The 22,690-nt window shown below is 62.3% G+C and carries 22 protein-coding genes; 5 read left to right on the top strand and 17 right to left on the bottom strand.

The features are described from left to right. The first annotated feature begins 49 nt into the window (after window positions 1-49). Complete coding sequence (gene yihA, locus C1720_RS03410) at window positions 50-742, top strand: ribosome biogenesis GTP-binding protein YihA/YsxC (RefSeq protein WP_102283238.1); 693 nt, start codon at window positions 50-52, stop codon at window positions 740-742. A gap of 450 nt (window positions 743-1,192) precedes the next feature. Here the strand turns inward: yihA and C1720_RS03405 are convergent, their stop codons facing one another. From C1720_RS03405 to C1720_RS03375, 8 genes are all read right to left on the bottom strand, one after another. Next, the gene (locus C1720_RS03405; RefSeq protein ID WP_050715571.1) at window positions 1,193-2,170 is read right to left on the bottom strand and encodes a beta-ketoacyl-ACP synthase III; all 978 of its coding nucleotides are present in this window, start codon (window positions 2,168-2,170) and stop codon (window positions 1,193-1,195) included. Window positions 2,171-2,218: 48 nt separating this feature from the next. Beyond that, window positions 2,219-3,262 (bottom strand): phosphate acyltransferase PlsX, encoded by a 1,044-nt coding sequence (plsX, locus tag C1720_RS03400; RefSeq protein WP_050715572.1) that lies wholly within the window; start codon window positions 3,260-3,262, stop codon window positions 2,219-2,221. Next, window positions 3,259-3,909, bottom strand: coding sequence for a DUF421 domain-containing protein (locus C1720_RS03395; RefSeq protein WP_102283237.1), 651 nt, complete (start codon window positions 3,907-3,909; stop codon window positions 3,259-3,261). The genes plsX and C1720_RS03395 overlap by 4 nt, the downstream gene beginning before the upstream one ends. A 101-nt stretch (window positions 3,910-4,010) precedes the next feature. Further along, window positions 4,011-4,151: a hypothetical protein gene (locus C1720_RS13610; protein ID WP_158241619.1), complete on the bottom strand. Its 141-nt coding sequence runs from the start codon at window positions 4,149-4,151 to the stop codon at window positions 4,011-4,013. A gap of 74 nt (window positions 4,152-4,225) precedes the next feature. Further along, window positions 4,226-6,379 carry a hypothetical protein gene (locus C1720_RS13965; protein ID WP_199170946.1) on the bottom strand — a complete coding sequence of 718 codons (2,154 nt, stop codon included), beginning with the start codon at window positions 6,377-6,379 and terminating at the stop codon, window positions 4,226-4,228. A gap of 44 nt (window positions 6,380-6,423) precedes the next feature. Then, window positions 6,424-6,903 carry a DNA polymerase gene (locus tag C1720_RS03385; protein ID WP_255397828.1) on the bottom strand — a complete coding sequence of 160 codons (480 nt, stop codon included), beginning with the start codon at window positions 6,901-6,903 and terminating at the stop codon, window positions 6,424-6,426. Between the two features lie 333 nt (window positions 6,904-7,236). Further along, on the bottom strand, window positions 7,237-7,419 hold the full coding sequence (gene rpmF, locus C1720_RS03380; protein WP_050715576.1) for a 50S ribosomal protein L32: 183 nt from the start codon (window positions 7,417-7,419) through the stop codon (window positions 7,237-7,239). A 107-nt stretch (window positions 7,420-7,526) separates the two neighbouring features. Beyond that, the gene (locus C1720_RS03375; RefSeq protein ID WP_102283235.1) at window positions 7,527-8,102 is read right to left on the bottom strand and encodes a YceD family protein; all 576 of its coding nucleotides are present in this window, start codon (window positions 8,100-8,102) and stop codon (window positions 7,527-7,529) included. 213 nt (window positions 8,103-8,315) lie between these two features. On the opposite strand from C1720_RS03375, the gene glmM reads away from it, so the two are divergent. Beyond that, the gene (gene glmM / locus C1720_RS03370) at window positions 8,316-9,671 is read left to right on the top strand and encodes a phosphoglucosamine mutase (protein WP_102283234.1); all 1,356 of its coding nucleotides are present in this window, start codon (window positions 8,316-8,318) and stop codon (window positions 9,669-9,671) included. Between the two features lie 211 nt (window positions 9,672-9,882). On the opposite strand, the gene C1720_RS03365 is transcribed toward glmM, so the two are convergent. The 4 genes from C1720_RS03365 to C1720_RS03350 all read right to left on the bottom strand — a co-directional run bounded on the left by C1720_RS03365 (window position 9,883) and on the right by C1720_RS03350 (window position 13,647). Beyond that, window positions 9,883-10,434, bottom strand: coding sequence for a TRAP transporter small permease (locus C1720_RS03365; protein WP_199170944.1), 552 nt, complete (start codon window positions 10,432-10,434; stop codon window positions 9,883-9,885). A 9-nt stretch (window positions 10,435-10,443) separates the two neighbouring features. Beyond that, complete coding sequence (locus C1720_RS03360; RefSeq protein ID WP_439650729.1) at window positions 10,444-11,457, bottom strand: DctP family TRAP transporter solute-binding subunit; 1,014 nt, start codon at window positions 11,455-11,457, stop codon at window positions 10,444-10,446. A 199-nt stretch (window positions 11,458-11,656) separates the two neighbouring features. Further along, window positions 11,657-12,649, bottom strand: coding sequence for an alpha-ketoacid dehydrogenase subunit beta (locus C1720_RS03355; RefSeq protein ID WP_102283232.1), 993 nt, complete (start codon window positions 12,647-12,649; stop codon window positions 11,657-11,659). Then, on the bottom strand, window positions 12,646-13,647 hold the full coding sequence (locus tag C1720_RS03350; RefSeq protein WP_233199782.1) for a thiamine pyrophosphate-dependent dehydrogenase E1 component subunit alpha: 1,002 nt from the start codon (window positions 13,645-13,647) through the stop codon (window positions 12,646-12,648). Before C1720_RS03350 ends, C1720_RS03355 begins: the two co-directional genes overlap by 4 nt. On the opposite strand from C1720_RS03350, the gene C1720_RS03345 reads away from it, so the two are divergent. Both C1720_RS03345 and kdsB read left to right on the top strand, forming a co-directional pair. After that, on the top strand, window positions 13,646-13,873 hold the full coding sequence (locus tag C1720_RS03345; protein WP_146006850.1) for a hypothetical protein: 228 nt from the start codon (window positions 13,646-13,648) through the stop codon (window positions 13,871-13,873). The genes C1720_RS03350 and C1720_RS03345 overlap by 2 nt on opposite strands. 141 nt (window positions 13,874-14,014) lie before the next feature. Then, window positions 14,015-14,791, top strand: a complete 777-nt coding sequence (gene kdsB / locus C1720_RS03340; protein ID WP_102284476.1) for a 3-deoxy-manno-octulosonate cytidylyltransferase — start codon at window positions 14,015-14,017, stop codon at window positions 14,789-14,791. A 575-nt stretch (window positions 14,792-15,366) separates the two neighbouring features. Here the strand turns inward: kdsB and C1720_RS03330 are convergent. The 4 genes from C1720_RS03330 to C1720_RS12785 form a co-directional block, all read right to left on the bottom strand. After that, window positions 15,367-15,729 carry a TonB-dependent receptor domain-containing protein gene (locus tag C1720_RS03330; RefSeq protein WP_158241617.1) on the bottom strand — a complete coding sequence of 121 codons (363 nt, stop codon included), beginning with the start codon at window positions 15,727-15,729 and terminating at the stop codon, window positions 15,367-15,369. Window positions 15,730-15,733: 4 nt separating this feature from the next. Continuing rightward, window positions 15,734-17,890 carry a TonB-dependent Fe(3+) dicitrate receptor FecA gene (gene fecA / locus C1720_RS03325; protein ID WP_304528910.1) on the bottom strand — a complete coding sequence of 719 codons (2,157 nt, stop codon included), beginning with the start codon at window positions 17,888-17,890 and terminating at the stop codon, window positions 15,734-15,736. Between the two features lie 425 nt (window positions 17,891-18,315). Beyond that, window positions 18,316-20,394, bottom strand: coding sequence for a TonB-dependent copper receptor (locus tag C1720_RS03320; RefSeq protein WP_102283226.1), 2,079 nt, complete (start codon window positions 20,392-20,394; stop codon window positions 18,316-18,318). Window positions 20,395-20,461: 67 nt separating this feature from the next. Further along, window positions 20,462-20,647 (bottom strand): hypothetical protein, encoded by a 186-nt coding sequence (locus C1720_RS12785; RefSeq protein WP_146006849.1) that lies wholly within the window; start codon window positions 20,645-20,647, stop codon window positions 20,462-20,464. A 99-nt stretch (window positions 20,648-20,746) separates the two neighbouring features. Between C1720_RS12785 and recA the strand changes: the two genes are divergently transcribed. After that, complete coding sequence (gene recA / locus C1720_RS03315; protein ID WP_102283225.1) at window positions 20,747-21,883, top strand: recombinase RecA; 1,137 nt, start codon at window positions 20,747-20,749, stop codon at window positions 21,881-21,883. A 49-nt stretch (window positions 21,884-21,932) separates the two neighbouring features. Here recA and C1720_RS03310 read toward each other — a convergent pair whose 3' ends face one another. Next, a complete protein-coding gene (locus tag C1720_RS03310) occupies window positions 21,933-22,355 on the bottom strand; it encodes an OsmC family protein (protein WP_050715587.1) in 423 nt (140 codons plus the stop codon). Window positions 22,356-22,690 lie beyond the last annotated feature (335 nt).

Here is a 22,690-nt window from a genome sequence, read left to right as displayed (position 1 = left end):
GCCGGGAATGCCCTGATGCAGCTGGGGCGAATTCTACAATGCCCGCCCCATGCCGCTTACCCCCTCTTACACGCGCGAAAAAAAGCCTCTTGACACCGCCAGCGCCCTTGCGCTTGGCTGGCTGCACACGGCGCGTTTTCTCACCACGGCCGCCCAGCTGCACCAGCTGCCCGCGCTGCAAGTGCCTGAAATCGCCTTCGTGGGCCGCTCCAACGCGGGCAAATCCACGGCCATCAATACGCTGACGCAGCAAAACCGCCTGGCCTTCGCTTCCAAAACGCCGGGGCGCACCCAGCACATCAATCTGTTCGCCCTGGGCCGCCGTGGTCAAACCGATGCCGTGCTGGCTGATTTGCCCGGCTATGGCTATGCCGCCGTGCCGCAGGCCGACAAGCTGCGCTGGCAGCAAGTCATGGTCAATTACCTGCTCACACGCGCCAATCTGGCGGCGGTGGTCATGCTTTGCGATCCGCGCCACGGCATCAAGGAGCTGGACGAGGCGCTGCTGGAGGTCATTCGCCCGCGCGTGGAGCAGGGCCTGCCTTTTCTGGTGCTGCTGACCAAGGCCGACAAGCTCAACCGCAGCGAGCAGGCCAAGGCGCTGTCCATCGCCCGCCTGCAAGCGGGCGGCGGCGATGTGATGCTTTTTTCTGCCCTCAAGCGTCAGGGCGTGGCCGAAGCCGCCTGCTGGCTGCGCGCGCGGGTGGAGCAAGCTGGCGGGCCAGAACAGGCTTTGGCCTGAGAGCAGGTTTTGAGGGACTTGTTATCTGCTCACGGCCCGCTCATGAGGCGGACGAAGCGGGAGCAGCAGTCTGGGCGGCGCAGGCGCGGCCGATGAATGGAGCTGCGCCAGGCAAGGCGGTGTCTCCAATCGAATTTTGCTTGCCAGGAATATCGAAAACAGGAGCGAATTCAATGGGGGTAAAACACCCTATCGCGCAGATTCCACTAGGACGTCATGCTATTGATAGAGGAGCAAATCAGCGCGATGAAAAGAGTGGCGCAGTGGCGCCGCACATTCGGCGCTGCGCGCCAGGCCTTGCGCGTTTGCCGTTCAGTTCCGCTCACCGGGCTGCCTGGCCGCCTGCGGTGCGCCCGCTTCAGCCCGCTTTTTTTGCGCCCACGGGCTGCTCCGCCCGGGTGAAATCAGTGTTGGCCGCCGCGCCTTCCGAAAACGGCGGCTGGCCGCAGGCTACAGGGTCAGCAGCACGGAACCCCAGGTAAAGCCGCCGCCCACGCCTTCGAGCAGGGCGGTTTGGCCGGGGCGGACTTGGCCGCTGCGCACGGCGTGGTCCAGCGCCAGCGGAATGGAAGCGGCGGAGGTGTTGCCGTGCTCTTGCAGGGTGACGATGATTTTTTCGGGCGGCAGGCCGAGCTTTCTGGCCGTGCCTTGCATGATGCGCAAATTGGCCTGGTGGGGGATGAGCCAGTCCACGTCAGCGGCGGTTTTACCGGCTTTTTCCAGCACGGCGCGGGCGGTTTTGTCAAGCAGGCTGACGGCGAGCTTGAAAACGGCCTGCCCGTCCATGTGCAGCAAGGGCGTGCCCAGCGCGTGGCCGCCGCTGACGTGGCCGGGCACGCAAAGGATGTCCACATGCCTGCCGTCGGCGTGCAAGTCGGTGGCGAGGATGCCGGGGGTGTCGCTGGCTTCAAGCACCACGGCGCCCGCGCCGTCGCCAAAGAGCACGCAGGTGGTGCGGTCGTTGAAGTCGAGGATGCGGCTGAACACTTCCGCGCCAATGACCAGGGCGCGCCGCGCGCCGCCGGCGCGGATCATGGCGTCGGCCACGGTGAGGGCGTAGATGAAGCCGCTGCACACGGCCTGCACGTCGAAGGCAGGGCTGCCCGCAATGCCCAGCTGGCGCTGCACGATGGCGGCGGTGGCGGGAAACACCATGTCGGGCGTGGAGGTGGCGACGATGAGCAGATCAATGTCTTGCGGCTGCGCGCCTGCGGCTTGCATGGCCGCTTGCGCGGCGGGCACGGCCAGCTGGCTGGCGGGGGTTGCAGGGTCGGCAAAGTGGCGGGCGCGGATGCCGGTGCGCTCGGTGATCCAGGCGTCGGAGGTTTCAATGCCGCGCGCGGCCAGCTCGGCCGCCAGTTCGTCGTTGGAGACGCGGCGCGCGGGCAGAAAGCTGCCTGTGCCGGTGATGCGGGTGTAGCGTGTCATGAAAAATGTCTCCAAAAAACACGCCGCCCAAGAGGGCGGCGTTTTCATTCAGTTTGTCGTGGTGACGGCCGGCTGGGGAGCGGCGCAGGCCAGCAGCGGCGCGGCGCGCGTGATGCGCTCCTGCACGCGGCCCAGCAGTCCGTGGCGGGCCGCATCATACGCGCGGGTCATGGCGCAGCAGAACGCGAATTCATCAGCGCCGCCGTGGCTCTTGAAGACCAGGCCGCGCAGCCCCAGCAGGGCCGCACCGTTGTGGCGGCGCGGGTCGATGCGCTTTTTCAGCGCGCCCAGCACGGGCATGGCCGCCAGCGCGGCCAGTTTGGTGAGCAGGTTGCGCGAGAACTCTTCGCGCAGAAAGCCCGCAATCATGCTGGCCAGCCCTTCGGTGGTTTTCAGCGCCACGTTGCCCACGAAGCCGTCGCATACCACGATGTCGGTGGTGCCCTTGAAGGTGTCGTTGCCCTCCACGTTGCCGTAAAAGTTGATCACGCCGGTTTGCGCGGCCTGGCGCAGCAGCTCGCCAGCGCGCTTGATTTCTTCGCTGCCCTTGATGGCCTCTTCGCCGATGTTGAGCAGGCCCACGAGCGGGTCGGGCTTGCCGCTCAGGGCTGAAACCAGGGCCGATCCCAGCACGGCAAATTGCAGCAGGTGCTCGGCGGTGCAGTCCACGTTGGCGCCCAGATCGAGCATGGTGGTGGCGCCGCCCTTGCTGTTGGGCATGGGGTAGGCGATGGCGGGGCGGTCAATGCCTTCAGCGGTTTTCAGCACGTAGCGGGCAATGGCCATGAGCGCGCCCGTGTTGCCGGCGGACAGGGCCACGTCGGCCTGGCCGCCTTTCACCTGCTCGATGGCCACGCGCATGGACGAGTCTTTCTTGCGCCGCAGGGCTACTTCCACAGGGTCGTCCATGCTCACGATTTCGCTGGCGGGCACCACGCGCGCACGGGGATGCGCAAAACCCGCCAGCGCCTCGGGCTGCCCCACCAGCAGCAGGCTGGCGTCGTCATGCTGCTTCAGAAACTGGCGGCAGGCTGGCAGCGTGACTTGCGTGCCGTGGTCGCCGCCCATGCAATCAATGGCCAGAATGGTCATATGTGTAAGCCTTGATTCGGGAGAGAGCTCGTTACTGTAATCTTTCCGTTGTCGTATTCCGCAAGAAATACCGTGCCAACGTCCGTGATTCCTTGGGTTTTCAATTCAGCCAGCAGCCAATTTTCATCTTTATCAATCATTTCCAGTATGGCCGGCTGAATGCTGCCGTCGGTAATCAACGGATATTTCGGATTTTCCTCGCCAAAAGATGTGATGATGAGCTGCCCGTCCTGCTCAAGAATGGCCTGCTTGACATCTTTGACCGCATAAATGCCCTGCATACGCAGCTTGAAGGACAAATCATTTGCCGAGATGCCTGCCTTGCGTGCCGCGTCCACATCGATTTTGCCGCGTGAAATCAACATGACAGGTTGCCCGTCCACCCATCTCTTGACCCAATTATTATGTTTTTTCAGCCAGCGCAGCGATAAAACCGCCGCAAACCAAATGGCCAAAATCAACATGAATACAGGAATAGAAATATCAGTGTTGTAGATGACCCCACCGACAATACCGCCAAGCACATAGTTCTGCACCTGGTCGCTGGCCGAAGCGGGCGCAAGATTGCCCTTTCCGGTCAAATTAATCACCAGCACAAGCGCCAATAGGCCCAAGATGAGTTTGACTGCAACGATTATGTAAAACATCAGCGCATGACTCTTAAAAATAGCATTTTTGGCGGGCGCGGTTCAGGTTGGATCTGTACTTGCGTCCCCATGAGTTGCCGACAAAATTGTACCTAACAATATTAATGCACATCTTCCCAATTCGCTCCCACACCAGCTTCAGCCACCAGCGGTACTTTCAACATCCCTGCATCCACCTTCGCCATCATCTGCGGCAGTTTTTCTTTTACCCAATCCAGTTTGGCTTCGGGTACTTCCAGCACCAGTTTGGCAGGCCGGATTCTCGAATCCGGCAGCTTTGGGATGGCAGTGGCTTAAATATCCGGCCTGCTGCTGGCTAATCCTTCTTGATCGGCGGATTGGCATTAATTGGCAATGACGAGCGGGAAACTTTAATATTTGGGTAATGCTTCCGCATCAAATGCTGAAACGCTTCCGCCTTGCGCCCTTTCCCGCTTTTTTCGTAATTTGTCCCCAAAATCACTTCATCCACAATATCGCGCGCATCAGCATAAGGCAGATAGATGGATTGCGTAGTTTCGCAATATTCGATTTTGTCCGAACCGATTTTTTCAATTTTTAGCAGGCGAAACTCTTCTTCATCGCGGAATGCAAAATCTTTAAACAGATAGCGGATATATTCCAAAGCTTTTCTGTCTTCCTTGTTGATTTCGTTAGATTTTTCCATTAATTTCATCAACGCTTCTTCAAGCTTGTTGATGCGCAATTGATGCCATCCTGGATTTTTTCCTACAGGCTCCAATTGAATGCCGAATTTTTGCTTATTTTTTGGCAGCCATATGCTGCATTTATCTTCGGCAAGATATTCATCTTGATAAGCAATATCTTGATAAGCAATATAAGCCACTTGATAAAGCGGCAGGTTTGCATCTTCCAAATCTGCATCAGATATGTCTGCTTCTACCGGCTGCTCCCTCGAATATTCATCCCCTTTTTCTGCCATGCTGCGGAATGAGAAGGAAATATCGGACTCTTTCAGCCAATCCCCATCTTTATTAAACACCAAACAACAGCCTGATGCTTCAACATCATTTTCTTTGCCATACAGACGGAACTGGTTCAAATCGTTTACGCGGCTGGAAAAACAGGTAAAAAAAGCATTATAGTCAGGGCAATTGATTTTGTTTTTCAATTCCAAATCCTGCAGATTAAGTAACTCCAACAATCCTTCTCCTTCTGTTGGATCGTTCATATAGGTGGAGCTGCTGATTCTCATTGGACTGGCCTGCTGCTTGTCAACTGGATCCTTGTCTTTATTATTGACATCATTTTTATCATGAACAATGCCGAATAATTTCTCGCATACGGAAGGTGAAGTATAATGGGCAAGCGGAATTGAACCTAATTCAATAGGTGGAATATTTAAAACCGCCAGAATAATGGATATTGCATTGGTTAAATCGCTCTTTTGCTTTTCAAATAAATTTTCCTGTATTTCTTGTTTTTTCCATTTAAAGTAACGCACCCATGTTGCTTCAAGAAAATAAATTTTTTTCAAATAATGATAAATTTTCCTTTGGATTTTTTTCTTTCGCAGTTCATCATCATCTAATTGCTTCATTTGTCTTAAAGCGCATAAAAACCATCTAGCAGCACTTCTTGATAAATCTTTGAAACAATTCTTATCATTATTGTTGTTGTTTTCAATAGCAATTGCTTTTGCGTAATCACAATAACCCAGACACCATTTAGTATTAATCTGTTCCCAAATGCCGTTTTTCCCCTCTAGCAGTTCTGCAAGTTCCAATTTTTGCTTGAAACACCCACTTGCCTGTCCAAATAACTGATTCGCATCCTCTCCTTTGGCTTTCTTCGCCCGCTTAAAGTAGTAGCGACCTAACCAATGTTGGGCATAGATTTGTTCTTGAAGACTGTTTTGTTTGTCTGTCAGCCGTTCGGCAAGCTCTAATTGCTTTTTGAAACACTCGCCTGCTTGTCCAAATAACTGATTCGCATCCTCTCCTTTGGCTCTCCTCGCCTGCTCTAAATAACAGTTGCCTAACCAATGTTGGGCATAGATTTGTTCTTGAAGACTGTTTTGTTTGTCTGTCAGCCGTTCGGCAAGCTCTAATTGCTTTTTGAAACATTCATCTGCTTGTCCAAATAACTGATTCGCATCCTCTCCTTTGGCTCTCCTCGCCTGCTCTAAATAGCAGTTGCCTAACCAAGATTGGGCATAGATCTGTTCCTGAATACCGTTTTCGCCCTCCAACTGTTTGGCAAGCCTCAATTGTTGTTGGTGGTGTTCAATTGCCTGTTCAAACAACCGTGTAGAAGCCTCTCCTTTGGCTTTTATCGCCTGCTCAAAATAGCAACGGCCTAGCCAAAACTGAATATCATTTTGCTCCTGAATATGGCTATCTTTATTTTCAATTTTTTCTAAAGCCTGACTCAGTTTCGTAATTGCTTCATCAAATTTTTTATTCTTGAATAAATCTATGCCTTCTTTAATTAAATTTTGAATACTCATTGTCTATCCCCTTCTTGAAACAATCTCTTGAATACTGCACAACCTCAATGCGCTTTTCCCCAATTCATGCCCGCGCCAACCTCTGTTATCAGCGGCACTTTCAATATCCCTTCATCCACTTTCACCATCATCTGCGGCCGTTTTTCTTTGACTAAATCCAGTTTGGCTTCAGGCGCTTCCAGCGCCAGTTTGTCATGCTCCCGCATAATCAATTTGCTTGTCAGGCCGTCTGAAAGCCAGCGGGACACGTCTGTCATGGCGCGTTTGATGAGGTCGGATGCAGTGCCTTGCATGGGGGCGTTGATGGCGGCGCGTTCGGCTCCGGCGCGGGCGTTGGCGTTTTTGTTGCGGATGTTGGGCAGGTAGAGGCGGCGGCCGGACGGGTTCTCGACGAAGCCTTGGACTGCGGCTTGTTCTTTGGTGCGCTGCATGTATTCGGCAACGCCAAGGTGCGGGCGAAGTAGCGGGCGATGAAGGTTTTGGCGGACAGGCTGCCTATACCCAGCGACTTGGCGAGGCCGTATTGGCCCATGCCGTCAATCAAGCCGCGAAGTTGATGGTTTTGGCAGAGTCTGGCTGTGAGGGGCGACAGCACGGGAATCGGAATGAGCTGCAAGGCGCAAACCGCAGACGGGCCTTGGGGGCGGCGAAGGCGTGCAACGCTGCAGGCTGCCCGAAGCCGCGTTTTTCATACTCACGGGCAGACTTTGAACAGGTTCCAAGAGGCCCGCGCCATGAAACGCCGGTTCCATGAACAACGAAGGCCCGGAGGCTACGCAGATCAGGCGTAGTGCCGGGCCTTTGGAATGACGGGAGCGCCGCTGGCAGCCTGATTTCTGCTGCCGGAAAGACTCGCCTCAGTCTTGCGACTTGGGCTTGATGACCTGGCGGCCACGGTAAAAGCCGTTGGGGCTGATGTGGTGGCGCAGGTGGATTTCGCCCGTGGTGGGTTCTTCTGCAATGCCGGGGGCGGTGAGGGCATTGTGCGAGCGGTGCATTCCGCGCTTGGAAGGCGATTTTTTGTTCTGTTGAACAGCCATGATGGCTCCTTGTGAAACTGCCGCCAGCGCGGCGCGGGCGGCAGAGCGTGAAAGAGATGGAAAAACGAGCTGGCACCGAGATGCCAAAGCGGCGGATTATAGCCAGCTCACGCTTTCGCGCCATTGGCAGGGCCGCTCTTGCCGCCGTCCTTGAGCGCGGCCAGTGCGGCAAACGGGCTGGGGCGGCGGGCCGCCGCGTCAAAGCCTTCGGACTGGGCCGACATGGGCACGTGTTCCGGGCAGGCGTTGGCGTGGCGCGGCGTCAGCGGCAGCGCCATCAGCAGCTCGTCTTCAATCAGGGCGTGCAGATTCAGCCGGGGCGCGAGCGCCAGCACATCCACGTCTTCGGCCTGTTCGTCCAGCCGGGCTGCGGCTTCTTCGCTGGCGGCGAAGGCAAAGCGCCGGTCCACCGTCACGGGCGTGCGCACGCTGCCCAGGCACAGCTGGCAGGCCAGCGGCAGCTCGGCCTGCGCTTGCAGGTGCAGGGCGGGCAGCACGCCCGCGCCAGGCAGCGCCAGCCGCAGACCACGGGCCAGCCAGCGCACCTGCACGCCTTCCGGCGCGGGCAGGCAGTCTTGCGCCAGGCGCGGGTATTGCTCCAGCGGGCTGACGCCCTGCAGGCGGCTGGCCGAGGCCGAGAAAGAGGCCACGTCAAGGGATTCGGGGGCATAGTCGGATTGCATCGGGCGAGTGTAGGGCGGGCGGCCTGCGTTTCGCGCTGGCCGGAAATGGCGTTCATTTCCGGTCAGTTTGCGCTACTTGATTGATAGCAATATGTCCTAGTGAAATGTGCGCAGAGCGGTATTTCAGAGCCATGAATTTGCTCCTGTTTTTGATGTAGGCAGCCGTCCTAGACAATCGCGCCTTCGCTTCTTCGCAAAAGGACTTTCCGGATCATGACCCGCCAGTATTTCGGCACCGACGGCATACGCGGCACGGTGGGGCAGCCGCCCATCACGCCTGATTTCGTGCTGCGCCTGGGGCACGCCGTGGGCCGCGTGCTCAAGCGCCAGGCACAAAGCGCACAAGGCCAGTCAGGCAGCCCGCTCGTGCTCATTGGCAAAGACACGCGCATTTCCGGCTACATGCTGGAAAGCGCGCTCGAATCGGGCCTGAACTCCGCTGGCGTGGGCGCGCTGCTGCTCGGCCCCGTGCCCACGCCCGCCGTGGCCTACCTCACGCGGGCGCAGCGCGCCAGCCTGGGCGTGGTCATCAGCGCCAGCCACAACCGCTACGCCGACAACGGCATCAAGTTTTTCAGCGCCGACGGCGCCAAGCTGCCCGACGAATGGGAGCAGCAAGTGGAAGCGGCGCTGCAAGAAGCCCCGCAGTGGGTGGAATCGGCCGCGCTGGGCCGCTCGCGCCGGCTGGACGACGCGGCGGGCCGCTACATCGAGTTCTGCAAAAGCACTTTCGGCGCGGATTTGAGCCTGCGCGGGCTGAAGATCGTGGTGGACGCCGCCCACGGCGCGGCCTACCAGATCGCCCCGGCCGTTTTTCACGAGCTGGGGGCCGAAGTCATCGCCATTGGCAACCAGCCTGACGGCCTGAACATCAACGACGGCGTGGGCGCCACGCACCCGCAGGCCTTGCAGCAGGCCGTGCGCCAGCATGGCGCGCACATCGGCATTGCGCTGGATGGCGACGCCGACCGCCTGCAAATGGTGGATGGGCACGGGCGCCTTTACACCGGCGACGAGCTGCTTTACCTGCTGGCGCTGCACCGGCTGGAGCAAGGCGCGCCCCTGGCGGGCGTGGTGGGCACGCTCATGACCAATATGGCTGTGGAACTGGCGCTGCAACAGCGCGGCCTGCAACTCGTGCGCGCGAAAGTGGGCGACCGCTACGTGCTCGAAGAACTGATGGCGCGCCGCTGGCCGCTGGGCGGCGAAGGATCGGGCCACCTGCTCGTGCTGGACAAGCACACCACGGGCGACGGCATCGTCAGCGCCTTGCAAGTGCTCCACGCGCTGGTGCAAACGGGCCGCACGCTGGCCGAGGCGCTGGCAGGCGTGCAGCTTTTTCCACAGCCGCTCATCAACGTGCGCCTGGCCCCCGGCCAAGACTGGCAAAACAACCCCCGCCTGCAACAGGCCACGCGCGCCGCCGAAGCCGAACTGGGCCGCACGGGCCGCGTGCTCATCCGCGCCAGCGGCACCGAACCGCTGGTGCGCGTGATGGTCGAGTGCCCCGATGCCGCCCAGGCCCAGCGCCTGGCCCAGTCGCTGGCCGATGCCTTGCGGGCGGGCTGAAAGCCCGTAGCTGGCGCGGCCTTGGGCGCTATGCGGCGTTGCGAATCTTCGCCGGGCAACCCAAGCCCGTCCGTGGTTTGAGCCTTGCAGCCCATCCCAATCCGCTTCTTCACGCTCCTTCACCCCTTGCGGGCCAAACTTCTGAACAGGATTTCCCTGCGCAATCAACAGCCCTGAACGGCGGCCGTAGTGGCGTATTTGAGCCAGACGTTCACGGCGCGCGCCTGAAAAGCTGCTGCGCGATGCGCAGCGCCACCAGCAGGGAAAGCACCGGCACCGACAGCGTGTACCACCACTGCGGCAGGCCCAGGCCGGGGGAAGTCACGCCGGTTTCATAGTCGTCCCAGAACATCAGCGCCCCCTGCCAGGCCAGCACGCCAAACACCGCCAGCGCGCACAGCAGGGCGAAGCGCCGCTGCCAGCGCCGCCAGCGCGGCGGCAACTTGTCCACCAAGAAAGTGATGGCCAGGTGATGCCCGCGCGTGAACGCCGTGGCCGCGCCCACGAAGGTGAGCGCCACCAGCAGAAACACCGAGAACTCTTCCGTGAACGCCAGCGAAATGCTGCTGAGGTAGCGCGTGAGCACATTCGCCAGCGTGATCAGGCACAGCGCCGCCATGATGGCTGCGGCCACCGCCTCTTCCACATGAAAAGGGCGCGGCGGGCGCGCCGCCGGGCCGCCCGCCTCTGGCGCAACAGGCAGCATATCGGGCGGCATATTGGCGGGCGGCATGGCGGGCGATTGCGTTTGCCTTTCGCTCATGGCCGGCCCCTACTGGCGCGAAGCGGCCACCGCCTGCTGCGCCTTGCGCACCAGGTCAGCGCCAATCACGGGCGTCCACTTCTCGATCACCGGCTGCGTGGCGCGCGCGAAAGCCTGCTGCTCCCCGGGCGTGAGCACCGTCACCTTCGCGCCAGCGGCGGCGGCCTCTTTCAGCAGCGCGTCGTCGCTGCCCGTCACGCCCTTGCGGGCATCGGCGATTTCGGCTCTGGCCGCTTCAATGGCCGCCTCGCGCACGATTTTCTGGTCTTCGGGCGACCAGCTCTTCCATGCTTTTTGCGAGACGGCGAAAACCAGCGGGTCATTCACGTAATTCCATTTGGTCAGGTATTTCTGATTCAGCCCCGTCATTTTGGCCGCCACGAAGATGGAAACCGGGTTTTCCTGCCCGTCCACCGCGCCGCTTTGCAACGCCGGCTGCGCATCGGCAAATGACATTTGCGTGGGGTTGGCTCCCAGCGCCGCGTAAATGTCATTGAAAATGGGCGAGCCGACCGTGCGGAATTTCATGCCCTTCAAATCTTCCGGCTTGCGGATTTCACGCTTTGAATTGCTGATTTCACGCGCGCCATTTTCACCCCAGGCCAGCGGCACCACGCCGCGCTTTTCCACCAGCGCGAAAAGCTCCTTGCCCACTTCGCCGTCAATCAGCGCGTCAAACGCCTTTTCATCCGACACCAGAAACGGCAGCAAAAACAGATTCAGCTCCTTGACGTGCGGTGCCCAGTTGATGACCGAGGACACATTGAAATCCAGCGCGCCCTGCCGCAGCGCCGTGAATTCGCGCGTGGTCTCGCCGCCCACCAGCGAAGAGCCGGGATACCACTTCACATGAATGCGCCCGTTCGTGCGCTCATTCACCAGCTTCGCCCACAGCTCGGCCCCGCGCCCCAGCGCAAAGGCATTGTTCACATTGGTGGACATCCGGTATTCCGGCTTGTACTGGCCTTGCGCCCACGCGGCGGGCGCGACAGCCAGCGTGGCAGCAGCGGCCAAAGCAGTCATCAGGATTTTGAAAACGGGTTTCATAGGTGTTGCTCCAACAAGGAAAAGAGAGGGAAGAGGCCGTGCGGCATCAGGGCTGGAAACAGGATGGAGAGCAGTGCTGAAATCAGTGCCAAAAAGGCCGTTGGTCCCCGTGGAATCTGCGCGGGCAGCTATCAAATTTGAAGTGAATGGGGCTTTGCGCCAGCAATGCGCGGCCTCACCGCCGCAGCAGCGCACGGGCCGCTGCCGCCACTTTTTCCGCTCCCACGCGCGACTCGTCTTCCAGCGCGGGCGCGTAGCCCACGGGAATGCGGGGCGCGCCCAGGCGGGCGACTTTGGCGCCGGTGTGTTCAGCCACCGTGGCGGCCACTTCGGCGCCAAAGCCGGCAACCTGCACGGCCTCATGGGTGACGAGCACGCGGCCCGTGCGGGCGGCGGCTTCGAGCACGGCGCCCTGGTCCCAGGGCCAGAGGGTGCGCAAGTCCAGCACTTCGGCGTGTATGCCTTGCTGCGCCAGTTGCTTCGCGGCTTCTTGCGCCACAAGGGCCTGGCGCGACCAGGCGACGATGAGCAAGTCCTGCCCTTCGTGCAGGCGGGCGGCCTTGCCCAGCGGCACGGCATGGCCTGCGGGCACTTCGCCCTGGCGGCTCCAGAGTTCCTTGTGCTCCATGTAAACCACGGGGTCGCCGCTGGCCAGCGCCGCGTGCAGCAGGCCGTAGTTGTCGGCGGGCGTGGCGGGGGCGGCGACGGTCAGGCCCGGTATGTGCGCGAACCACGCTTCCAGCGACTGCGAGTGCTGCGCGGCGGAGGCGCTCCACAGCCCGATGGGCATGCGCATGACAAGCGGCACGCGGCCCTGGCCGCCGAACATGAAGCGGTTTTTGGCGGCCTGGTTCACCACTTCGTCGATGGCGCACAGCGCGAAATCAACCACGCGCAGCTCCACCACGGGGCGCAGGCCTGCCAGGGCCATGCCCACGCCCGCGCCGACGATGGCGGCCTCCGAAATGGGTGTGTCCATGATGCGTTCAGGGCCAAAGCGTTTCACCAGCGGCTGGCCGTTCGGATCGTCCGGATCGCGGTACTGGCCGAACACGCCGCCCCGGCCCAGGTCTTCGCCCAGGGCGAGCACGCGCTCATCGGCCTGCATGGCCTCAGCCAGCGCCAGCGCGGCGGCCTGCGCGTAGGTGAGGGTGCGCGCTTGCGTCATTTCCAGACTCCTTCGCCGGTGTTGGCGATTTCCTGATAGGCCGCCTCGCGGGCGGGGAAAGGGGCGGCTTCGGCGGCGGCCAGGGCGGCGTCAATTTCGGCCCTGGCCTCGCGCTCGATGGCATCGGCCTGCGCGGCCAGGCCCTGCCGCTCCAGCGCGGCGCGGGCGCGGCGGATGGGATCGTCCGCCAGGGCGCGCTCCACGTCCTGCGGCTTGCGGTAGGCGGCTTTATCGACGGAGACGTGGCCCTTTTGCCGCTCGGTCATGGCGTGCAGCAGGCGCGGGCCGCTGCCGCCGCGCACTTGGGCAATCAGGCGGCCCGCTTCGCGGCAGACGGCCTGCACGTCATTGCCGTCCACCTTCACGCCAGGCACGCCCAGCGCGGCGGCGCGCCCGCTCGCGCCTTCGCCGCCTGTCATGGGGGCCGATTCAGTGGTGGCGGAAATGCGGTTGTCCTCGCACACGAAGAGCACGGGCAGCCCGTACACCACGGCCCAGTTCAGCGCCTCCAGAAAGGGGCCGCGATTGATGGCCCCGTCGCCAAAAAAGCTCACGGCCACCTCGCCCCGCCCGCGCCGCTTGAGCGCGTGCGCCGCGCCTGCCGCTATGGCCAGGCCCGCAGCCACCACGCCGTTGGCGCCCAGCATGCCCACGGAAAAATCGGCAATGTGCATGGAGCCGCCCTTGCCCTGGTTGTAGCCCGTGGCGCGGCCAAACAGCTCGGCCATCATGCGCGCCGGATCGGCCCCTTTGGCCAGTGTGTGGCCGTGGCCGCGATGGGTGGACGTGATGAGGTCCGAGGGGCGCAAATGCGCGCACACCCCCGCCGGCACGGCCTCCTGCCCCGTGGACAGATGCAGCGGCCCGCGCACCAGCGCCGGCTTGGCCGAGGCGCTCAGGCCCCAGGCCTGCACGCCGCCCTGGCTGGCCTCTTCGGCGGCATCTTCAAAAGCGCGTATGCGCACCATCGTGCGATACAGCGAAAGCAAATCGGTCATGAAAAAGACTTTGGTGGCAAAGCGGCAAATTATCCTGGCCAGACCTGCCGCGCAAAGGGCTGCTTCAGACTGTTTGCTCATATGTTTATGGCCGCGCGGCAAGGCGGCCGGCCGGGGCCGCGCCTGCGTCGCAGCGGCTGATAAGCCGCCCGCGCGCTTTTTAACGCTTTTGCCGGAAAAGGCATTTCTGAAAATGCATTCGCCCGGATTTGTGTTCGCGCAATAAATACTTGGCAAATATCTTTCCGTTTATGGCTGCGCGAATGAAATACAAATAAGCCGCTCGCGCCGGAGGCATTCGCAATAGAATATTTATCGAATAATGCAATTCACGCAAAACCATCCTTTCCACCCGCTTTGCTCCATCATGACTTACACCGTTTTGATTCCCGCCCGCCTGGCTTCCACGCGCCTGCCGAACAAACCTCTGGCTGATGTGGCGGGCAAGCCCCTGGTGGTGCGCGTGGCCGAGCGCGCCTTGCAAAGCCGTGCCGCGCAAGTGGTGGTGGCGGCGGACGCGCCGGAAATCCTGGCCGCCTGCGCCGCGCACGGCGTGCGGGCCGTGGGCACCCGCGCCGGCCACCCCAGCGGCAGCGACCGGCTGGCCGAAGCCTGCGCCCTGCTGGGGCTGGATGGCGATGACGTGGTGGTGAACGTGCAAGGCGACGAGCCGCTGATCGACCCCGCGCTGATCGACGCCGTGGCCGCCCTGCTGCCCGCCATGCCCGCAGCGCAAATGGGCACCGCCGCGCATGCCATCGACAGCGTGGCCGATTTCGTGAACCCCAATGTGGTGAAAGTGGCAACCGACGCGCAGGGCCTGGCGCTGACCTTCAGCCGCGCCCCGCTGCCCTGGTGGCGCGATGGCTTTGCCAGCGGCATTCACGCGCTGCCGCAGCCTGCGCCGCTGCGCCACATTGGCATCTACAGCTACCGGGCGGCGTTTCTGCGCGGTTTTCCGCAAATGCCGCCCGCGCCCATTGAGCAGACGGAATCGCTGGAGCAATTGCGCGCGCTCTGGCACGGCCACCGCATTGCCGTGCACATGGCCGCCAGCGCGCCCGGCGCGGGAGTGGACACGCCAGAAGACCTGGCCCGCGTGCGGGCCGTTTTCGCGCGCCAGCCGCAGGAGCAGCGCGGCTGACGGATGAAGCGGAGCTTTCAGCGCGGCCCCCGCCCGCCAGCGGTAAGTCAAAAACAGGAGCAAATTCAGGGGGTCAAAATACCGCCTTGCGCAATATCCACTAGGACATAATGCTATGGATACGGGAGCAAAAAACTGGTAAGTCTCTGCGGCCTGCCGGGCAAGAGCTTTCTTCAGAACCTGTTCACTGTCTGGGCGCGAGAGGCGCAAATCGGAGTCGGGGAGGGCGACAAGGCGCAAGCCGCAGCCCGGCGAGATGTTCGCAACGCCCACAAACGCTTGAGGCCGTGCTTTTCGTTCGCGCTTTTTGTGCTCACAAACAGACTGCGGATCAGGCTTGCGGGCTTTCAGTAGCGGTAGCTCACGCGCAGCCAGAAGGCGCGGCCCGGCTCGTTCAGGCGCGATAGCGGCTCGACCAGCGAGCGGGGCGTGCCTGGAGCGGCGCCTGCGGACAGATGCTCGCTGTATTGGCGGTTGTNGCGAGATGTTCGCAACGCCCACAAACGCTTGAGGCCGTGCTTTTCGTTCGCGCTTTTTGTGCTCACAAACAGACTGCGGATCAGGCTTGCGGGCTTTCAGTAGCGGTAGCTCACGCGCAGCCAGAAGGCGCGGCCCGGCTCGTTCAGGCGCGATAGCGGCTCGACCAGCGAGCGGGGCGTGCCTGGAGCGGCGCCTGCGGACAGATGCTCGCTGTATTGGCGGTTGAACAGGTTGTCGATGCCTGCGCTGAACGTCAGGCCGCGCCGGATTTGCCAGCTTGCGTCGAGCGACGCCGTGGCATGGCCGGGCGTGGGGCCTTGGTCAAAGCCGTCCACGCCGCCCGTGCCGTAGTCGATGTGCTTTTGGCGCATGGCCGCCAGCAGCTTCACGCCTGCCGACAGGCCGCCTTGCGCGTAGCGCGCCTCCAGCGTGGCCGTCAGCGGCGGGCGCTGGGGCAAGCGCTCAGAACTTGACCGAAGCCTGCACGTACACCGTGCGGGGCTGGCCAAGGTACAGGCCCTTGTTGTTGTCGTCGTAGGAGCGCGTGTAGAACGAGCGGTTGAAGAGGTTTTTCACGCCCACGTTCAGTTGCAGGTTCGAGAGCGCGCCGCCAAAGTCGTAGCCCGCGCGCAGGTGCCAGACGGCGTAGCCGGGAATGCGGCCCGTGCTGCCATCGGCGCTTGGCGCTGCGGTGTTGGCGTTGTCGGCGTATTGCGAAGACTGGAAGGCGCCTTCAAAGCCCAGTTTCAGCCCGCCTTGCTGGTAGCTCACGCCCAGCAGGCCCTTGTGGCGCGAGGAAAAGGGCACGCGGTGGCCCTTGTTGGGGCCGGCTTCGCGGATGCGCGCGTCCACATAGGCGTAGTTGCCATACAGCTGCACGCCTTGCAGGGCCGCGCCCCAGTGGCCAAGCCGGTAGGTGAAGCTGCCTTCCAGGCCCTGGTGGCGAGTTTTGCCGCGCGCAGTGACGCTGTTGGTGATCTGGCTGCTTTCGTACTGGTTGCTGAAGTTGATGAGAAACAGGCCCGCGTCGGCCTTGAGCGGCCCTTGCGCGTAGCGCACGCCCAGCTCCCAGGTGCGGGCTTTTTCGGGCGAAATGTCTTTGGCCTTGACGCGGTTGGGCATCTGGCTGTACTGCACGCTGCCGAAGGAGCCTTCGGTGTTGGCATAGAGGCTGACGCCCTCGCGCAGCCAGTACATGACGTTCAGCGCGGGCAGCACGGCGTGGTAGTTGCCACGGTAGGGGGTGCGGGTCAGGAGGTTGTCTTGCTGCTGGCGGATGCGCTCGTAGCGGATGCCTGGCGTGATGGTCCAGTGCTCGCCCAGGTCGATGCGGTCGTCCAGGCTGATGGCGTGCGCTTCGGTGCGGCCGCGCGTGTCGCGGTCATTGCGGCTGCGCTCGCTGGGCAGTGCGCCCGCGCCGATGTTCTCGCGGTAGCGCAGCTCGTGGCTGGCTTCGTTGATGTAGCGGTAGCCCATGCCGATTTCGTGGTGGCTGTTCAGGCCGGTGGAAAAGCCCTGGGCCAGGTGGCCTTCAATGCCGCGCACCCAGTAATAGCGCGGCGAGAGCGAAACAAAGCGCCCCTGGTCCAGAAAGCCGCTGCGCAGGGTTTTGGTGAAAAAGGTGTTCACGCTGGCTTTGCGCTGGCCCTGTTCGTGCTGGTAGCCGGCAGCGGCCAAGGTGCGGCGGCCCCAGAAGCCGTCCAGCGGGCGGGTGGACTGGTAGGGGTCCTGGCGGAAGTTCGCAGCCGTGAGGCCGCCGGGCATTTCGGCGCGGCCTTCGTAGTGCTGAACCGTGGCGTAAACGGCGTGGGCGGGCTTGATTTGGTAGCGCCCTTTGAGGATGACGTCGTCAATGTGCGTCTGGCTGTGCTCGCGCCAGTCGCTGCCGCGCGTGCCGGAATACAGCAGCGCCATGCCCAGGCCATTGGCAGCGGTGCCGCCCAGCATGAGGTTGGCGGTTTTCTTGGGTGAAGATTGCGTGGAAGACGGGCTGGATTGCAGCTGCACGCTGGCATCGCCCGCGAAAGGCTTTTCAGGAATGCGGCGGGTCACGAAATTGATGATGCCGCCCACGTTCTGCGGGCCGTAGCGCACGGCGCCGCCGCCGCGCACCACGTCCACGGCGTCCATCAGGCCCAGCGAAACGGGGCCGAAAGACATTTGCGGCTGGCCATAGGGCGCGTAAGGCACGGGAATGCCGTCCATCAGCAAGGTGGAGCGGCTGGCCAGGCGCGGATTGAGGCCGCGAATGCCGATGTTCAGCGCCATGTCGTGGCTGCCCGTGCCGTTGTTTTCCGGCGCATGGACGCCGGGAATGCGGTTGAGCGCCTCGCGTACGGTGGTCAGCCCTTCTTGCTGCATTTCGGCGCGGCGAATCACATTGCGCGCGCCCGGGTGGTTTTGCACGTTGCGTTCTTCGGCGCTGCCCAGCCAGTCGCCCACTGCCTTGACCGTGACGGCCTGGAGCGTGTTGCCAGCTTCGCCGTCGCCGGCTTCATCGGCGGCATCAGACGGGGCGGATTGCACGGGTTGCACGGACTGCTGCGCCTGGGCGGCATGGCAGGCCAGCGCGGCAGCCAGCGCCACGGCGCAGGCCCAAAAAGGGGGTCGGTTTTGCATGAAGGGATTCCTTGGAAGGGTTGGGGAAAAGGCGCTTTTCCTGCGCCGGGCGGCCCCGCCGGGCGTCATTCGCATGCCATCTGTTGCAAATGAAAAGAAGCCGCAAAAAATGAGGGGGCGGCGGAGTCTATATGCAAATGAATGTGATTGCAGCCGCCCGCTGCAAAAGCGCCCGGCGGCTGGCGCTTTTGAAGTTTTTGGCGCTGCGGGAAGGCTTTGGAGCGGGTTCAAAGCCGGGCCGCCCGCCGCGAAGCCCTTCGCCTTTTCGCTCCTTGTGCAATAGCAGCAAAGTCCGTCAAACCGTGCGATGGAGGCGCTTTTTGGGGCCTTCAATTTGCTCCTGTCTTGATAGTTAAGCAGGGCTACGGACAGGCTTTGAGCCGGATTTGCGTTTTCGCGCCCACGGGCGGCTCGCTTGCGGATTTTTAGTAGCGGTAGCTCACGCGCAGCCAGAAGGCGCGGCCCGGCTCGTTCAGGCGCGATAGCGGCTCGACCAGCGAGCGGGGCGTGCCTGGAGCGGCGCCTGCGGACAGATGCTCGCTGTATTGGCGGTTGAACAGGTTGTCGATGCCTGCGCTGAACGTCAGGCCGCGCTGGATTTGCCAGCTTGCGTCGAGCGACACCGTGGCATGGCCGGGCGTGGGGCCTTGGTCGAAGCCGTCCACGCCGCCCGTGCCGTAATCGATGTGCTTTTGGCGCATGGCCGCCAGCAGCTTCACGCCTGCCGACAGGCCGCCTTGCGCGTAGCGTGCCTCCAGCGTGGCCGTCAGCGGCGGGCGCTGGGGCAAGCTGGTGTGGCGCGTGAGGTTGAAGCCGCGCACCCAGGCCAGCGAGGCGCCGGCCGACCAGGCGGGCGTGATTTGCGCGTGCGCCTGGGCTTCCAGCCCGAACTGGCGGGCATCGATGTTTTCCACAAAGATGGCAGGCCGCCAGTGAAACAGCAGGTAGTCCCTTGAGCGGCCATAAAAGCCCGACACTTGGGCGCTCCAGCGCCCGCGCTGCATGGCAAAGCCCGCGTCCAGCTGCGTGAGCCGCTCGGGCCGCAGGCTGGCATAGCTGGCGCCGCCCACGCGTTCGTTGATCCACATGTATTCCCAGTAGTCGGGAAAACGCTGGCTGTGCCCCAGGCCCGCGTAGAAGCTGCCCCACTGCGGCACGTCGCGCTCGTAGCGCACAAAGCCGCTGCGCAGCGTGCGCCGCGAAGCGGCTTTCACTGAAGGCATTTCCATTTCCACGCGGTCCAGCCGCGCGCCGCCTGCCAGGCGCTGCGTGTTGGCTGCGTCCAGCGGCCACAAAAGCTCGGTGAAAGCGCCGGTCTTGGTCACGTCGTGGTACTTCTGCAATTCAATGCGGCGGTAATCGGTGGTGTTGCGCTCAACCACATCCGGCGGCAGGCCCGGCACGCCCACCAGCGAGGGATAGAACATGGCCATGCGGTTGAAGGTGCGCACGCGCTGGCGGTCCAGCCCCAGCGTCCAGATCACGTTTTTCGCCGGCTCCAAATCCACGCTCAAGCGCCCCTGATCCAGCTTGTTTTGCGGGTTCATCACCATCAGGATGCCTTCCCACGAAGGGTGGATGGTGCGCATGCTGTAGTTGTCCATCACATGATCGGCGTGGCTGTGGTGGATGAAGGCGTCGATGCGCTTGACCCAGGGCGAGACGGCCTGTTTTTCCAGCTTCAGCTTCCACCAGGCGCGGTGCAGGCGCGTGGCGTCGGAGTGGCGGTCGGCATAGTCCGCCTGCCCGTCGCTGGCGCCGCCCGCCAGCTCCAGCAGCGTGCGCGCGTCAGGCGTCCAGCCCAGCGCCGCATCGCCGCTCCAGCGCCGCCAGGCCGAATGCACCCGCAGGCCCGCGCCGTCTTTGTACGACTGGCTCTCCGAGCGCGTTGCGCCCACGCGCCCGTACCACTGCGCATGGCCTGCCAGCACTTCGGCCATCTGGTCATTGCGCCCGAAGCTGCCTGCCAGCGCCGCGCCGTCAAAGCGGATGCCGGGCTGCTCGAAAACGGGCCTGCGCCGCTTGAACTCCACCACGCCTGCCGACATGCCCGCGCCGTGCGACACGCTTTGCGGCCCCTTGATGAGTGTGACTTGCTCGTAGGCATCAGGGTAGATGTACGACAGCGGCGAATCCATGCGCTGCCAGCAGCTGCCGTACAGCTCCACGCCATCGGCCAGGATGCCCAGCCGCGAGCCAGACATGCCGCGCAGCACCGCCTCCGAGTTTCCGCCGCCCTTGCGCAGCGCCGCAAAGCCCGGCATGCGCGTCAGAAAGCGCGCCGCATCGGCGCTTTGCAGCGGCTGCCTGGCCGAGCGCGTTTCAACCTGCGTTTGCAAAGCAGGCGTCTCGCGCCGGCCTTGCACCACCACCGTGGCCAGCTGCGGCGCGGCGTCTTCCTCATCCGCCGCGCGTTTGCGCACCGCGCTCCCTTCTTCAGCCCACGCCGCCTGAAAGCCTTGAACGAGCAGCGGCAATAGGGCACAGAAAATGGCTTTTTTCATTTGCGAAATCCTTTTCAACTGCAATTTCGACCCGTGAGCGGATAATAACCGCTTAAACCATTTTCAATCAGACGGCGGCAATATATAAAGGCAAACATGATTTGATATTGATTGATTTTCTCGGGAAATGAATTGATGTTTGTGAATTCATCCAGCTGCGCGCTGAATTCATTTGCCAGAAATCAATCATCCCTGCCAGCAGCGCCGCCTCCGTCAGGAACCATGCACGCGGCCCGTCTGAGAACCTGCCCATGATCTGGCCTCGACGGGGGCGGCCAGCCCGCACTCCCCGCATGCGGGCGCAGGCCGCCTGCTACAGTCCCCGCCTTCACACTTTGACCGAGGAACACACATGAGCACTGCCCCGAAGAACGCGCCGCCTGCCAATGCCGCTGAAGAAAAAGCCAAGGCGCTGCAAGCTGCGCTGGCGCAGATTGAAAAGCAGTTTGGCAAGGGCGCGATCATGCGGCTGGGCGAGGGCGAGAAGGCAGAAGACATCCAGGTGGTGTCCACCGGCTCGCTGGGGCTGGATGTGGCGCTGGGCGTGGGCGGGCTGCCGCGCGGGCGGGTGATTGAAATCTTCGGGCCTGAATCCAGCGGCAAAACCACGCTCACGCTGCAAGTGGTGGCCGAAATGCAAAAACTCGGCGGCACCTGCGCTTTCATTGACGCCGAACACGCGCTGGACACCAGCTACGCCGAAAAACTGGGCGTCAAACTCTCGGACATTCTCATCAGCCAGCCCGACACGGGCGAGCAGGCGCTGGAAATCGTCGATTCGCTGGTGCGCTCCGGCGCGGTGGATCTGGTGGTCGTGGACTCGGTGGCGGCGCTGGTGCCCAAGGCTGAAATCGAGGGCGACATGGGCGACAGCCTGCCCGGCCTGCAAGCACGCCTGATGAGCCAGGCGCTGCGCAAGCTCACGGCCAGCATCAACCGCACCAACTGCACGGTGATCTTCATCAACCAGATCCGCATGAAGATTGGCGTGATGTTCGGCAGCCCCGAAACCACCACGGGCGGCAACGCGCTGAAGTTCTACGCCTCGGTGCGGCTGGACATCCGCCGCACTGGCTCCATCAAGAAGGGCGAGGAGCCGATTGGCAATGAAACGCGCGTGAAGGTGGTGAAAAACAAAGTCAGCCCGCCATTCAAGCAGGCGCAGTTCGACATCCTCTACGGCCAGGGCATCAGCCGCGAAGGCGAAATCATCGACATGGGCGTGGAAGCCAAGGTGGTGGAAAAGTCCGGCGCCTGGTACGCCTACCAGGGCGAAAAAATCGGCCAGGGCCGCGACAACGCCCGCACTTTCCTGCGCGAAAACCCGGAGCTGGCGCGCGAAATCGAGAACAAGGTGCGCGAGTCGCTGGGCATTGCCGCGCGGCCAGCGGCCGTGGCTGCACCCGATGGCCTTGATGCCAAGCCCGCCAAGGGCCGCAAAGCCGCTGCCGATGGCGGCGAGGGCGAAGCCGCTGCGCCGCAGCCATGAGGCGCTGCCATGGGAACAGGCTCTGAAAACCTGTTCAAAGGACAGCCTCTCAGGCCGCTGCTTCCGTTGTGCTGACGCGCACTTGGCCCGTTAGCAGCTTGTGAACGGGGCAGGCATCGGCAATTTGCATCAGGCGGGCGCGCTGTCCGGCATCCAGATCACCCTCCAGCCGGATCACGCGCGCGATGTCATTGCCCGCGCCCGCCTCGGGCTTGCCCTGGGGATTGAGCTGCAAATCCACCGTCACGCCGGTCAGCGGCCATCCTTTGCGCTGGGCGTACATGCGCAAGGTGATGGCGGTGCAGGCGCCCAGCGCGCCCAGCAGCATGCGGTCAGGCGTGGTGGCCGTGTTCTGGCCGCCTGCGTCTTCAGGCTCGTCAGACAGCCATTGGTGGCCCAGGTTGTCATTCAGCTGAACGCGGTAGGGCTGCGGCAGCTGGGTGACGGCGACAGCGGCGTGAGGATGGTTCATGTTGGTCTCCTGGCAAGATGGTTTCGTGCAATTCGAACGGCGGGCCGCCCGCGTAAAAAGCGGCGTGTGAGAGCGGCCCGGGCGCATTTTCCGGCAGCGCCGGAGCCAGGCTGTTTCCCGCGCGCTGGCAAAGAGCAAGCCGCCCAGCCGCCTCAAGTGCCTAAGTCCAGGCCAAGCATCACTAATTAGCTCCTCTATTTATAGCTAAACGTCCTAGTGCATAAAGCGCAGAAGGGCATTTTCCTGTCCCTGAATTTGCTCCTTTTTCTGATGATTCTGGATTGCCGAAGCCAGCCTGAGCGCTTGTTTGCCGCTTGTCTGCGGCGAAAAATGCG

Source organism: Ottowia massiliensis (genome assembly GCF_900240305.1).
GTDB classification, from domain to species: domain Bacteria; phylum Pseudomonadota; class Gammaproteobacteria; order Burkholderiales; family Burkholderiaceae_C; genus Ottowia; species Ottowia massiliensis.
Note: the sequence above shows the minus strand (reverse complement) of the source record. Positions and strands in the feature narration are given on the sequence as shown.

What these genes read in the sequence shown, in the direction of transcription:
- yihA (WP_102283238.1), top strand. Translation starts at nt 50, where the DNA reads ATGCCGCTTACCCCCTCTTACACGCGCGAAAAAAAGCCTCTTGACACC.
- C1720_RS03405 (WP_050715571.1), bottom strand. Translation starts at nt 2,170, where the DNA reads ATGACACGCTACACCCGCATCACCGGCACAGGCAGCTTTCTGCCCGCG.
- plsX (WP_050715572.1), bottom strand. Translation starts at nt 3,262, where the DNA reads ATGACCATTCTGGCCATTGATTGCATGGGCGGCGACCACGGCACGCAA.
- C1720_RS03395 (WP_102283237.1), bottom strand. Translation starts at nt 3,909, where the DNA reads ATGTTTTACATAATCGTTGCAGTCAAACTCATCTTGGGCCTATTGGCG.
- C1720_RS13965 (WP_199170946.1), bottom strand. Translation starts at nt 6,379, where the DNA reads ATGAGTATTCAAAATTTAATTAAAGAAGGCATAGATTTATTCAAGAAT.
- rpmF (WP_050715576.1), bottom strand. Translation starts at nt 7,419, where the DNA reads ATGGCTGTTCAACAGAACAAAAAATCGCCTTCCAAGCGCGGAATGCAC.
- C1720_RS03375 (WP_102283235.1), bottom strand. Translation starts at nt 8,102, where the DNA reads ATGCAATCCGACTATGCCCCCGAATCCCTTGACGTGGCCTCTTTCTCG.
- glmM (WP_102283234.1), top strand. Translation starts at nt 8,316, where the DNA reads ATGACCCGCCAGTATTTCGGCACCGACGGCATACGCGGCACGGTGGGG.
- C1720_RS03365 (WP_199170944.1), bottom strand. Translation starts at nt 10,434, where the DNA reads ATGAGCGAAAGGCAAACGCAATCGCCCGCCATGCCGCCCGCCAATATG.
- C1720_RS03360 (WP_439650729.1), bottom strand. Translation starts at nt 11,457, where the DNA reads ATGACTGCTTTGGCCGCTGCTGCCACGCTGGCTGTCGCGCCCGCCGCG.
- C1720_RS03355 (WP_102283232.1), bottom strand. Translation starts at nt 12,649, where the DNA reads ATGACGCAAGCGCGCACCCTCACCTACGCGCAGGCCGCCGCGCTGGCG.
- C1720_RS03345 (WP_146006850.1), top strand. Translation starts at nt 13,646, where the DNA reads ATGAAAAAGACTTTGGTGGCAAAGCGGCAAATTATCCTGGCCAGACCT.
- C1720_RS03350 (WP_233199782.1), bottom strand. Translation starts at nt 13,647, where the DNA reads ATGACCGATTTGCTTTCGCTGTATCGCACGATGGTGCGCATACGCGCT.
- kdsB (WP_102284476.1), top strand. Translation starts at nt 14,015, where the DNA reads ATGACTTACACCGTTTTGATTCCCGCCCGCCTGGCTTCCACGCGCCTG.
- fecA (WP_304528910.1), bottom strand. Translation starts at nt 17,890, where the DNA reads ATGCAAAACCGACCCCCTTTTTGGGCCTGCGCCGTGGCGCTGGCTGCC.
- C1720_RS03320 (WP_102283226.1), bottom strand. Translation starts at nt 20,394, where the DNA reads ATGAAAAAAGCCATTTTCTGTGCCCTATTGCCGCTGCTCGTTCAAGGC.
- C1720_RS12785 (WP_146006849.1), bottom strand. Translation starts at nt 20,647, where the DNA reads ATGGGCAGGTTCTCAGACGGGCCGCGTGCATGGTTCCTGACGGAGGCG.
- recA (WP_102283225.1), top strand. Translation starts at nt 20,747, where the DNA reads ATGAGCACTGCCCCGAAGAACGCGCCGCCTGCCAATGCCGCTGAAGAA.
- C1720_RS03310 (WP_050715587.1), bottom strand. Translation starts at nt 22,355, where the DNA reads ATGAACCATCCTCACGCCGCTGTCGCCGTCACCCAGCTGCCGCAGCCC.